The organism is Chryseobacterium sp. R2ACT005 (genome assembly GCF_049949215.1).
Taxonomy (GTDB): domain Bacteria; phylum Bacteroidota; class Bacteroidia; order Flavobacteriales; family Weeksellaceae; genus Chryseobacterium.
In genome coordinates this window covers 594,718-608,117 of sequence record NZ_CP188192.1, presented here as the reverse complement: position 1 = coordinate 608,117, position 13,400 = coordinate 594,718, and the positions used below count along the sequence as shown (strand labels likewise).

The following is a 13,400-nucleotide window of genomic DNA, read 5'->3' as shown; positions in this document are numbered from 1 at the left end:
TAAGAAACCTTTTGGAAGTAAAAAACCCATAAACAAATGTTTATGGGTTTTTTTTATATGCTATTAATTGTTATGAATCAATTAATTATTTTACTTCTTCGAAGTCTGCATCCTGTACATCTTCAGCTCCAGCGTTTCCGCCAGCATTCTGAGCTCCGGCACCTGCATCAGCACCAGGCTGTTGACCAGCTGCATATAATTCTTCAGAAGCTGCCATCCATGCTGCATCTAATGCTTCAGTTTTAGCTTTTACATCATCAACACTTTTAGCTTCGAAAGCTGTTTTTAATTCTGTGTGAGCTGTTTCGATAGCTGCTTTTTTGTCAGCAGAAAGCTTTTCACCGAACTCTTTCAATTGCTTTTCAGTCTGGAAGATCAATCCGTCAGCTTTGTTGAAGATTTCAACTTCTTCTTTTCTCTTAGCATCTGCTGCAGAGTTTTCCTGAGCTTCTTTCTTCATTCTTTCGATTTCTTCGTCAGAAAGACCTGAAGAAGCCTGGATTTTGATAGACTGCTCTTTACCAGTTCCTTTATCTTTAGCAGATACACTTAGGATACCGTTAGCATCAATATCGAAAGTTACTTCAATTTGAGGAACTCCTCTTGGTGCTGGTGGAATATCCTGAAGATCGAATCTACCGATTTCTTTGTTATCGTTGAACATTGATCTTTCTCCCTGCCCTACTCTGATGCTTACAGCCGGCTGGTTGTCAGAAGCTGTAGAGAATACTTCAGATTTTTTAGTTGGGATCGTAGTGTTCGCCTCAATTAATTTAGTGAATACAGAACCCATTGTTTCAATACCTAAAGAAAGTGGAGTAACGTCAAGTAGTAATACGTCTTTTACATCACCTGTCAATACACCTCCCTGGATTGCTGCACCAATTGCTACAACCTCATCCGGGTTCACTCCTTTAGATGGTTTTTTACCGAAGAATTTTTCTACTTCTTCCTGGATGATCGGGATTCTTGTAGAACCACCTACCAAGATTACTTCGTCAATATCTGAAGTTGATAAACCAGCATCTTTTAATGCTTTAGCAACAGGCTCCATAGATCTTCTTACAAGATCTGCAGATAGTTGCTCGAATTTAGCTTTTGTTAAAGACTTCACTAAGTGCTTAGGACCTGTAGCAGTAGCCGTGATATATGGTAAGTTGATTTCAGTCTGAGGAGAAGAAGATAATTCAATTTTAGCTTTTTCAGCAGCTTCTTTCAATCTCTGTAATGCGATTGCATCAGATTTCAATTCTACACCTTCTTCAGCTTTGAACTCATCAGCCATCCAGTTGATGATCACATCATCAAAGTCATCACCTCCTAAGTGCGTATCACCATTTGTAGATAATACTTCGAATACACCATCTCCTAAATCAAGGATAGAGATATCAAAAGTACCACCACCTAGGTCATATACTGCGATTTTCTGATCTTTATGGTTTTTATCAAGACCGTAAGCTAACGCTGCAGCTGTAGGTTCGTTGATAATTCTTTCTACTTTAAGACCAGCGATTTCACCAGCTTCTTTAGTAGCTTGTCTCTGTGCATCATTGAAGTATGCAGGAACAGTGATTACCGCTCTTGTTACTTCCTGTCCAAGATAATCTTCAGCAGTTTTCTTCATTTTCTGAAGCGTCATTGCAGAAATTTCCTGTGGTGTATATTCTCTATCGTCGATTTTTACTTTTACAGTATCATTTGGTCCTGCAACCACTTTATAAGGTACTCTTGAAACTTCAGAAGCATCATCTTTAAAGTGCGTTCCGATAAATCTTTTGATAGAGTAAACAGTTTTTGTTGGATTCGTTACAGCCTGTCTTTTTGCAGGATCACCTACTTTTCTCTCTCCGTCTTCTGTAAAAGCTACAATAGAAGGAGTAGTTCTTTTACCTTCTGCGTTAGGAATAACAACAGGGTCTTTACCCTCCATTACAGCAACACAAGAGTTGGTCGTTCCTAAGTCAATTCCAATTATTTTACTCATAATATTTTATATTTTTTTCTATTTTTAAATTAATTTACACTCTCAATTTCTCAATATCTGTACCATTCAAAGAATTGTGACAAAATGACACAATAAAATAAAAACCCCGATAAAATCGAGGCTTTGTATGATTTAATATGGAAATATTTTCATTATTTTTTGATAAACTTCATAGATTTTACGAAGTCTTTGCCATTATAAGTTCTTACATAATAAACACCACTGGCAAAATCTTTCACATCAATTTTATCTGTTTCATTTTTAATAAATGCTTTTTTCACCAATCTTCCTTCTGCATTGAAAATTTCCACTTCATTAATAGGTGCTAAAGGAGAAGCAATAGAAATATACTGTGTAGTAGGATTAGGGAAAAGATTGATAGAATTTACCTTTTGTACATCATTTACTGATAAAAATGCACATGCGTTAGAATTCAAGAGACTTGCTCTTGGCCCTGCCATCGTATTGGTCTTGATTGTTTTCTGATCATTGGTAAAGAATGCCATCTCGGTATCTGTCACATAATCCATAAAATTCATGAACATAGCTCCGTTTGCAGTCGGATTACACATGAATCCATTATCTGGAAAAACATTACCTCCGTAATGAGCATCATTAATAGCAGGAGTATCAGCACAGCCGTCATCATTATCTGGTGTATTACAAAGACTGCCATCTTCTCCCCAAGGGTGAAGCAATCCGAAATAATGTCCTATTTCATGCGTAGCAGTTCGGCCTCCATTATAAGGATACTCAGCAGCTCCTGTAGTTCCGAAATATTTATAACCAATAGCAAGTCCGTCCTCCGGAAAACCAGCAGCATCAGGCAGATAAGCCCAGCCAAGATAAGGATTAGGCATATTCCCTACCCATATGTTCAAATATTTAGTTGGATCCCAGGCTGTAAGTCCCGAGGCTAAATAATATTGGTTTGCAAAATCAAAATTTGCAGCTACAGATTTTCTTTCTATTCCTGTAGTTGCAGCACCTGTAGGAGTCTTTGTTGCCATACAAAATGTCAGTTCCATATCGGCAGCATAAGGTTTGAATGCATCAGGAACTACAGAACTAAAGTTAGGATTCAACTTTCTGAAATCATTATTCAGAATTGCAATCTGTGATGCAATCTGAGCATCAGAAATATTCTGGGCAGCACTTCCATAAAGAACATGTACTACCACGGGAATAGTAACAACAGTCTGTCCATTTTTAGCCATTGCATTAGCCGCCGCATTTTTACTGGTTAAATAATTTCGTAAATCTTCTTTTTTTGCCAGAGCCTGAGGGTTTCTTGTATAAAACTCCTTCATTTTCAAATCAGTGGCACATTCTCTTTGTCCAAATACATTAGCCATCAGAAAGCCGGCAGTTAATAGTAAAATTTTTTTCATATAAATAGTATAAATAGTCGGCAAATATAACCATTCTTCCAACAAGACTATGGAATAAATGAGTAATTTACAGTAAAATCACTGTAATTCTAAATTTGCTTAAACCAATTGATTACCAATATGCTTGTTATCAGCAAAACAATTTAATTCACCAACCTTTAAAAATTAATCAAAGTTTAACCTAAGAAATAGAGACAGAATCTTTACGAATTATTATTTTTGATAAAATATACACATTTAGAATGTCATTACACTTTAATCCACGAGATATTACATGGCTTGCCTTTAATGAAAGAGTTTTACAGGAGGCCATGGATGAAAAAGTTCCCTTACATTTAAGAATACGTTTTCTCGGAATTTTCTCCAACAATTTAGATGAATTTTTCAGAGTACGTGTTGCCGGATTAAAACGTGCCATGGATTTTAAGGAAAAAGTGATTGCTGAATCTTTCTACCAACCTCCCTCCAAAATCCTTCAGAGAATCAATGAAATTGTGATGAGACAGCAGCTGAATTTTGATAAAAGCTGGAAAAATATCCAGACTGAAATGGCTGATCATAAAGTTTTCATTAAAAATGCCAAAAACCTGACAGCAGGACAAAAAGAATTTGTCAGACAATATTTTGATGAAGTGGTAGAATCTAATGTAATTCCTATTCTTCTTCATGAAAATACGCCAATGCCCTATTTGAGAGATAAAAGTCTTTATCTGGGGGTTGCGATGAGAAAAAAAGACTGGCAATATTCCAGCAATTATGCCATTATTGAGATTCCTTCCCGTTTTGTAGGAAGATTCGTATTGCTTCCAACAGAAGATCCGGAAGAGAAAAACGTAATGCTGCTGGAGGATGTCATCACTTTCAACCTTCCGCATATTTTCTCTTATTTCGGATATGATGAGTTTTCTGCTAATGCTTTTAAAGTAACAAAGGATGCTGAACTTGATCTCGACAATGACATCAGAACCAATTTCGCAGAGAAAATAGAAAAAGGACTCAAAAACAGAAGAAAAGGAAAGCCTACCCGTTTCGTGTTTGATAAAGATATGGATAAAGCGCTGCTGGAACTCCTTATCAGAAAGCTGAATTTAACGAAAAAAGACAGTATCATTCCGGGAGGAAAAATTCATAATTTCAAGCATTTCATGGATTTCCCAGATGTTTTTGAAAAGTATGAAAGACCTGTGGAAAGAAGCTCTTTTACTCATCAGGCATTTGAACATGGTGAGAGAGTAACAGATGTTATTTTAAAAGAAGATGTGCTTCTTACTTTCCCTTATCACAAATATAATCCGGTCATTGATCTTCTCCGTGAAGCAGCAATGGATCCGGATGTAAAATCTATACAGATCACTGCCTACCGTATGGCAAGCAGCTCAAAAATCATCAATGCGCTCATCTATGCTGCCAGAAATGGTAAAGAAGTGACCGTAATGCTTGAACTTCAGGCAAGGTTTGATGAAGAATCCAATCTGAAATGGAAAGATATGCTGGAACCGGAGGGGATTACAGTTCTTGTGGGAATTCCCAACAAAAAAGTACATGCTAAACTGTGTGTTATCAAAAAGAGAGCGCATAATAAAACCATCCAGTATGGATTTGTAAGTACCGGGAATTTCAACGAAAAAACAGCAAGAATATATGGTGATCATTTGCTCCTTACAGCCGATCGCGGTATCATGGCAGACATCAATAAAGTGTTCAATGTTCTGAAAAAACCGAAGGATGATTTTATTCCGATTTTGAAAACTTGTAAAAATTTATTAGTTTGCCCTCAATTTATGCGTGAAAAGATTGTTCACCATATTGATAAAGAAATAGAAGAAGCCAAAGCAGGCCGAAAAACAGAGATCATCATCAAGGTAAATTCTATGAGCGACAGGCTGCTGATAGAAAAGCTATATGATGCCGCCAAAGCTGGTGTGGTAATCAGACTCATCGTAAGAGGAATTTATTGTGCTGTAAACCAGAAAGAGTTTAAAGAAAAAATAAAAGCGATTAGTATTGTAGATGAATACCTGGAGCATGCCAGAGTAATGTATTTCTACAATAAAGGAACAGAAGACATGTACATTTCTTCCGCTGACTGGATGACCAGAAACCTGGATTACAGGATTGAAGCCGCTGCTAAAATCACTGACAAGAACCTTAAGAAAGAATTAAAAGATATTCTTGATATTCAGCTTAGGGATAATGTAAAAGCCAGAATTCTGGATAAGAAACTCAGCAATGAATACATAAGAAATGATAAAAAAGAATGCCGTTCACAAATAGAAACCTATAAATATTTAAAAGCTAAAACAAGCAAAAAATGAAGATAGCAGCGATAGACATAGGGAGTAATGCAGCCCGCCTTCTAATCAATGAAGTTAAGATTAATAACAGAAAACCTGAATTCATCAAACTCAACCTTCTCAGAATTCCCCTGAGACTGGGAATGGATGTTTTCACCATCGGAAAAATAGGTCCCGAAAGAGAAAAAATGGTCATTGACTCCATGAAAATCTTCAGTGATCTGATGAAAATATATAAAGTGGATCATTACAGAGCCTGTGCTACCAGTGCCATGCGTGACGCTTCCAATGGCAACGAAATTATTGAACTCGTAAAAGAAGCATCTGGAATCAACATCGAAATTATTTCCGGTGATGAAGAAGCTACCCTGGTTTATGAAAATCATGTTGCAGAAGGTCTTGATAAAGAATTCGCTTACTTATACATCGACGTTGGCGGAGGTTCTACGGAACTTACCTTCTACGAAAACGGTAAAATGGTTTACGAGAAATCGTTCAATATCGGAACCATCCGTCTTCTCAACAACCTGGTTACGATGGACAACTGGAAAGAGATGAAGGACGAGATCAAGGAAAATATTGTCAGCAAGAAACCAATTGTAGCAATTGGATCAGGAGGAAACATCAACAAAGTGTTCTCCATGAGCAAAACCAAAGACGGGAAACCCATGTCTTTATCCCACCTGAAAAAGGTCCATAAAGAATTCAATGAGCTGTCTGTAGAAGAAAGAATGACCAATTACAACCTTAGAGAAGACCGTGCCGATGTATTGGTACATGCCCTGAGCATCTTCAATAATGTGATGTTATGGTCTGATATCAACAGGATTTTTGTCCCTAAAATATCTGTGGCAGACGGATTGATCCACAACATTTACACTCAGTTACAGCACAAAAAGTAACAACAAATAACAATATTATAAGCCAGCCATTGAGCTGGTTTTATTTTTTGAAACTGTTTTCAGCTTTTCACAGTACTGTCATTGCGAGGAGCAACGCGACGAAGCAATCTCTATGTTCTCCCATGCTATTAAGTTTTGGCTAAAGCCAATGATAAATCATTTATTGTCAGGTGGATTAAAACCCACCTCTATTGAATTTTAATAAAAGTTACTTTTTACTTTTTACTTTTTACTTTTTACTTTTTACTTTTAGTAAAAAAAATTTCCAAATTTTAAAGTAAAACCTCATCCCCATTCGTCATATCATTATCAATAGCAAAACAATGAATCCAATCAAAATAATTCTTACAGGAGCAACAGGGATGGTAGGTGAAGGCATTTTAATGGAATGTCTTGAGAACCCCAATGTTTCTGAAATCCTCAGCATAAGCAGAAAACCTTCTGGAAAATCACACCCCAAACTGAAAGAATACCTTGTCCCGGATTTTTTATCCATAGACATCCATGATGAAAAACTAAAAGGCTATGATGCCTGTTTTTTCTGTGCCGGAATTAGCAGTGTAGGTATGAATGAAGAAGATTATACCAGAATCACTTACGATACAACCCTTCACTTTGCAAAAGCTGTTTTGAACCAAAATCCGGATATAGTTTTTAACTATGTTTCAGGAGCAAGTACAGACAGCACAGAGAGCGGGAAAATGATGTGGGCACGGGTAAAGGGCAAAACCGAAAATGATTTGAAAAAAATGAATTTCAAAGGGGCTTATAATTTTCGCCCCGGATTTATGAAACCTGTTGACGGTCAATTGAATGTAAAATGGTTTTTTAAACCTTTTATTTGGATTTTTCCTGTTTTTTTTCAGTCAAAATCATTAACTTTACACGAAGTGGGTAGAGCAATGATCAATGTGACACAAAAAGGATACCCTACATCTACTTTAGAAATTAGAGATATTAAAAATTTAGCGATATGAGAGACATGTTAAGAAGAATTATTCTGGTTATTTTTGTACTCTTGCTTGTGACTGCTGTTTCAGGATATTTTTATATGCAGAAACATCCATTAGAAGGAAATAAGTCCGGAACAATTTTAAATTTTTCCGGAAAATCAGGAAAATAAATACATCCTACAAGTCCTCATGTGAACAACATTCTATCATTTATCGGAAACAAACCTATTTTTTAAACATTTCTTAAGATTCCATTAAAATAGTTGCGAAACATAAAGTTCATTTTTGCATTTATCTAATTAAAGTAAAAATGATCAACAACTACCTATTAAAAGGGTCTGTGATTGCCACATTCTTTTTTCAGAGCGGTCTTTTCGGACAGACACTGATTCATTACTGGAATTTTAACAACAATACTTCTGCTGCCACAGTCACTACACCTGCTTCTACCCTGGTGAATGGCTCTCTTACGGCTATAGCAGGAGGTACAAGTGTAATAGATTTTGCTGGTGGTACCGGGCAGAATTTTAGTGATGAAAATTTAAATGCCAGAAATGGAGATGCATCCGGAACTCATTTAAGGTTCAATAATCCAATTGGAGGAGGATTACAGTTTAATCTGCCTACCACCGGATATAACAACGTCATTGTTAAATTTACCACCAGAAGATCCGGACAGGGAGCCGGTACTCAGACATGGTCTTATTCAACAGACGGAACTAATTTTGTGCAGTTTCAGACTGTGAATCCTCAGGATGCCAATCCTCAGCTCATTACTATTGATTTTTCTGCCATTCAGGGAGCCAATAACAATCCCAACTTTAAATTAAAAGTTGAATTCTCAGCAACAGGAGGCGGAACAGGAGGTAACAACCGTTTTGATAACTTTACGGTAGATGCCACTCCTGCCGGAGGTGCGGACACCACTCCACCAACTGTTACTTATCTTCCTGCCAATAATACCAATAACGCTTCGACTACTGTAAATCCTACCTTATCTTTTAATGAAAATATAAGATTAACAGATAATTCTGCGATCAATAATTCTAACGCTCAAAACCTTATAGAGCTTCGTCTTGGGAATGCAACAGGGGCGCTAATTCCATTTACAACGACTTTCAGCAACAATACGATTACTGTAATCCCAACTTCGGGACTGGTACCGGGGCAAACTTATTATCTTGCCCTTAAACCCAATATGGTAGAAGACTTTAGTGATAATGGAGTTACAGCTGTTACATCCAGTACTTTCACTACAGCCGGAACAACAATTTCTTTGGAAAAAAACTTCATTAAGGTCAATGAAAATGCAGGAAACCTTGCATTAAAAATCAATATCGCCAATCCTTCAGCAGCTACAGTAAATCTTGTGGTAAAACCGACACCATTCAGTACGGCTGATGCTAATGATTTTACTTTAGCCAACCAAACTATTAACATCACTCCATCTACAACAAGTTATACAGTCAACATTCCGATTACTGATGACACAGTGGCAGAACAGCAGGCCGAATATTTTGTTGTAAGCCTCGAAAATCCTACCGGAGCAACTATTTCAGGAGACAATACTGCAACTGTTTATATTGTAGACAATGATAAGCCGGCACCGGTTCCATCCCATCAGATTCAACTGAATTATCTGGGAAGTTTTGATCCTTCAGGAAATAATAACAGCTCTACGGAAATTGTGGTTCATGATGCATCAACTCAACGTTTATTCACGATCAGCTCCATTACAGATGTTTTTGATATTATTGATTTCAGTACGCCTGCCACTCCATCGGTCGTAAAAACAGTCAATATGGCTTCCTATGGCGGAATCACAAGTATTGCAGTGAAAAACGGAATCATCGCCGCTGCTTCTCCGAATACCGATCCGCAGCAAAATGGTTCTGTAGTATTCTTTGATATTAACGGAAATTTCCTGAAACAGGTAAGTGTAGGAGCTTTACCGGATATGATCACCTTCTCTCCTGACGGAACAAAAGTAGTGACCGCCAACGAAGGGGAACCTAATAATGCCTATACGGTAGATCCCGAAGGAACGATCAGTATCATTGATATTTCCGGAGGTATCGGAAATCTTACGCAAAGTAATGTGACAACGCTCAATTTCAATAGTTTTGATTCTCAGGTAGCAGCTTTAACAGCTACCGGGTTAAGAAAAGTAAGAACAAATAATACGCTTTCTCAGGATCTGGAACCTGAATATGTTACCATCAGTTCAGATAGCCAGAAAGCATGGGTAACACTTCAGGAAAATAATGCTGTCGCTGAAATTAACCTGGCAACCAAAACCATCACGGGAATCTGGGGATTGGGTAAAAAAGACATGAGCCTTCCGGGTAATGGTTTTGATGCTTCGGACAATAATGGAGAGGTTTTAATTGCCAATTGGCCTGTAAAAGCTTATTATGTTCCGGATGCAGTACAGAATTATAAGGTAGGAAGTACTCATTATATTGTAACAGCCAATGAAGGAGATGAAAAAGACCTTTCAGGCTACAGCGAAAGAACCACTGTAGGTGCAAACGGTTATATTTTAGATCCAGTACTTTTCCCAAATTCAAATATTTTAAAGGCTTCCTATAATCTTGGAAGATTCAGGGTTTCATCTGCCACAGGAAATACAGACGGAGATGCAGAATTTGAAGAAATGGCAGCTTTAGGAGCACGCTCATTCTCTATTTTCAATGCGGATACCAAACAGATCGTGTACGACAGCGGAGATCAGTTTGAAAGATATATTGCAGCTTATCAGCCGTTAATTTTCAATGCCGATAATGAATCCAACGGTGCCAAAAACAGAAGCCGTGCAAAAGGCCCTGAACCGGAAGGCGTAGCATTAGGAAACATCAACGGACAGACATATGCTTTTATCACATTAGAAAGAACCGGAGGCGTTATGGTATATAATATCACAGATCCTAACAGCCCTACTTTTACCGATTATAAACATTCGCGTACTACTTCTGCCTACGGAGGTGACAACGGGCCTGAAGGGATTATCTATATTGCTCCTGAAAATACAACAACCAATAAAGGCTATGTAATTATTGCCAATGAGATCAGCGGAACTTTATCCATGTATGAAGTGGCAATGCCTCCTACTTTGGGAACTGGTGAAACAAAAGCTGAACAGGCAACCTTCAACGTATTCCCAAATCCTGTTAACAAAGGAAATACACTTTATTTCAACAGAAAACAGGATTACGAACTGTATGATATGTCCGGAAAGCTGATCGGAAAGGAAAAGAACGCTTTAACCATAAGCACATCCAATCTTTCTACAGGCGTTTATCTTGTAAAAACTTCAGAAGGACAAATAAAAAGAGTCATTGTAAAGTAAACATAAATTACAGTATACCATTCTATTTTAAAGCTTCGGATTTTCCGGAGCTTTTTTGTTATTGAGAAATTCATTAGTTTTAAACTTTTTTATAACACAATGGAAAATCAATTAGAAAATATTATTCAACAAGTATGGCATAAAGAAAAACGAAATCTTTTTACCTTTCTTACAGGTGCAGGAATCTCATCCGACAGTGGTATTCCCACTTATCGCGGAATAGATGGAATATGGGTAAAAGGAACTCAATTTCACAAACCTGAAGAGTTTGGGACTTTACGTTATTTCAGACAACATCTGGAGGAAGTTCTGCAATACTCTCTTTTCAGAAAAAAAATGTTTGAAAATGCATTTCCAAATCAAAGTCATTATGACCTTGCAGACATTGAAACTCAACTTCAGGATAGATTTCATCTCATTACCCAGAATATTGATAATCTTCATCGTCGTTCCGGAAACCAAAGAATTTATGAAATTCATGGAAACAACAGAGAAATCAAATGTTCAAATGGATGCAAAGAAATCCTAGAGCTTCCTACAGAAATAAAAGGTAAGAATTTGGATGAAGACCTTACGGATCATGATAAAGAACTTCTAACATGTACTCAGTGCGGTCATTGGATGCGCCCTAATATTTTATGGTTTGATGAATATTATGATGAAAAAACTAACAAAAAATTCAGTGCTCTCAAAATTGCAAAAAATAGTGGTGTGCTTTTTATTGTTGGAACTTCCGGAGCAACAAGCCTTCCAATTGCTATCGCCGAAACAGCTCTCAAATATGGAGCATTTATCATAGACATCAATACGGAAGATAATAACTTTACAGATCTGATCAGAAATAAAAAAAAATGCTTTAATCATCCGGGAAAAATCAACCGAAGTATTGAAAGTGATAAAAACGATTATTGAAAAAACAGTATCATAAAACTTATTATTTAAGATGATTTAACTTTTGAAATGCCTGAAAAAATCATTTTATTTCTATATTTACCTTTAACAAACCAAATTCACAATGAAAAATATTAAAACGGCAGGAATTCTTGCTTTTCTGTTATTGGGAACAGGAACAGCTTTTTCACAATCCAGAAAGATAGAATCCGCAAAAGGTGTAGAGAAAACAGAAGGTAATAAGGTGGTCCATGTAGAAGGTGTGGGTCATAATCTCAATTATACTCTCAACGGAGGAGTTGTTGAGGTAGAAGGTGGTGACAATACACTAACAGTCAAAGGAAGTGCTAAAAAAATTACGGTTTCCGGAACAGGTAATAAAGTATACATTGATAAAGTGGACAAAATATCCATGGAGGGTGGTGACAATATGATCTACTACCGAACTTCCGGAACAAAATCCGGTAAACCTGATGTTTCTATTACAGGAGTGGGAAATAAAGTAGTAAAACAATAGAGATATTTAACTGTATGTTTGGATTTGCATTAGATAAAGGTGATGAACTTGAAATAATCACTTTAATAGATGTAGTAAACAATATTGAAGGTTCCAATCCTATCACTTATAAAAAAGTTAGGTTGACAAATGTTCATAACATTTCCAGCCTTATTTCTACTATTGAAAGTTCATCTAAAATGTATGAAAACAATGGTTTCATTTGTAAACTTGATCAACAAAACAATATTATATCAAGTACTTTTATCAGCAGTATTAAAATAAGCAAATCCAAAAAAAATATTATTCTAACTGGTCTTGCGTGGACGCATCCAAAAGGATATCAAAAAGCCCTGGATATGAAACTTAATAATAAATTTATTGAAAAAAATATATGGAAAAGTTTCAGAAAAGATGAACTGCAAGGATGGCTTGTTCATGCCTTACATTTCCGTAATCCTAAAATAAACAGGGAAAATATCAACATTCAGATTGATGGAAATGAATTCCATAACTTAGATGGTTTTTTCTGCTCATTAGGAGAGGAAATTCATGGAATTTCAGGATATTTCGGACGTAATTTATACGCATTATATGATTGTCTTCGTGGAGATTTTGGAGTAAAGTCCATTTCAGAACTCAATTGGATCAATCATAAAAGAAGTAAAGCAATACTGAAAACACAATTTACACAAATCGTTAAGATTTTTGAAGATTATAATGTCAAAGTTCTACTGAATTAATTTTGTAATCAGAAACCTCACAGGTTTTAAAAACCTGTGAGGTTTAGGTATTATGTTTTCTTTCATTTTAAATAAAAAAAGACAGGCCTCATTGAGGTCTGTCTTTTAAAAATATCTCAGATATAATTTATTCTACGTTGATTACCTTTTCGATTTCTGGCGCATGTTGTTTGATGGTATTTTCAACACCTAATTTCAGCGTTGAGAAATTCAACGAACATCCGGAACAGTTACCCAAAAGCTTCACAAACACCTGATTATCTTTCACATCAATAAGCTCAATATCACCTCCGTCTTTATTCAAAAACGGTCTGATGCTTTCCAGAGCTTCCATTACTCTTGTTACTGTATCTTCGTGCGTTATGTTTGTTTCCATATTTTTCAGTTCAATTTGGTT

At 36.5% G+C, this 13,400-nt stretch carries 11 protein-coding genes; 8 read left to right on the top strand and 3 right to left on the bottom strand.

Annotated features, from left to right (window positions below; all coding sequences use genetic code 11):
• Positions 1–85: 85 nt before the first annotated feature.
• Together dnaK and ACPF63_RS02840 are read right to left on the bottom strand one after the other, a co-directional pair.
• On the bottom strand, positions 86–1,984 hold the full coding sequence (dnaK, locus tag ACPF63_RS02845; RefSeq protein WP_077419290.1) for a molecular chaperone DnaK: 1,899 nt from the start codon (positions 1,982–1,984) through the stop codon (positions 86–88).
• Between the two features lie 152 nt (positions 1,985–2,136).
• Complete coding sequence (locus ACPF63_RS02840) at positions 2,137–3,375, bottom strand: zinc-dependent metalloprotease (protein ID WP_426481906.1); 1,239 nt, start codon at positions 3,373–3,375, stop codon at positions 2,137–2,139.
• 242 nt (positions 3,376–3,617) lie between these two features.
• Between ACPF63_RS02840 and ppk1 the strand changes: the two genes are divergently transcribed.
• The 8 genes from ppk1 (at position 3,618) to ACPF63_RS02800 (ending at position 13,003) form a co-directional block, all read left to right on the top strand.
• A complete protein-coding gene (gene ppk1 / locus ACPF63_RS02835) occupies positions 3,618–5,690 on the top strand; it encodes a polyphosphate kinase 1 (protein ID WP_077419288.1) in 2,073 nt (690 codons plus the stop codon).
• A complete protein-coding gene (locus ACPF63_RS02830; RefSeq protein ID WP_077419287.1) occupies positions 5,687–6,571 on the top strand; it encodes an exopolyphosphatase in 885 nt (294 codons plus the stop codon). Before ppk1 ends, ACPF63_RS02830 begins: the two co-directional genes overlap by 4 nt.
• A 323-nt stretch (positions 6,572–6,894) precedes the next feature.
• A complete protein-coding gene (locus ACPF63_RS02825; RefSeq protein ID WP_077419286.1) occupies positions 6,895–7,548 on the top strand; it encodes an NAD-dependent epimerase/dehydratase family protein in 654 nt (217 codons plus the stop codon).
• Entirely contained in the window at positions 7,545–7,694 is a 150-nt protein-coding gene (locus ACPF63_RS02820) for a hypothetical protein (RefSeq protein WP_156118480.1), read from the top strand. The genes ACPF63_RS02825 and ACPF63_RS02820 overlap by 4 nt, the downstream gene beginning before the upstream one ends.
• Positions 7,695–7,834: 140 nt before the next feature.
• Positions 7,835–10,873: a choice-of-anchor I family protein gene (locus tag ACPF63_RS02815; protein ID WP_426481905.1), complete on the top strand. Its 3,039-nt coding sequence runs from the start codon at positions 7,835–7,837 to the stop codon at positions 10,871–10,873.
• A gap of 99 nt (positions 10,874–10,972) precedes the next feature.
• On the top strand, positions 10,973–11,785 hold the full coding sequence (locus ACPF63_RS02810) for an SIR2 family NAD-dependent protein deacylase (RefSeq protein WP_426481904.1): 813 nt from the start codon (positions 10,973–10,975) through the stop codon (positions 11,783–11,785).
• A 103-nt stretch (positions 11,786–11,888) separates the two neighbouring features.
• Entirely contained in the window at positions 11,889–12,281 is a 393-nt protein-coding gene (locus ACPF63_RS02805) for a DUF3060 domain-containing protein (RefSeq protein WP_077419284.1), read from the top strand.
• Positions 12,282–12,295: 14 nt separating this feature from the next.
• Positions 12,296–13,003, top strand: a complete 708-nt coding sequence (locus ACPF63_RS02800; protein ID WP_426481903.1) for a barstar family protein — start codon at positions 12,296–12,298, stop codon at positions 13,001–13,003.
• Positions 13,004–13,130: 127 nt separating this feature from the next.
• Here ACPF63_RS02800 and ACPF63_RS02795 read toward each other — a convergent pair whose 3' ends face one another.
• Positions 13,131–13,379: a NifU family protein gene (locus tag ACPF63_RS02795; protein ID WP_002977212.1), complete on the bottom strand. Its 249-nt coding sequence runs from the start codon at positions 13,377–13,379 to the stop codon at positions 13,131–13,133.
• Between the last annotated feature and the right edge of the window lie 21 nt (positions 13,380–13,400).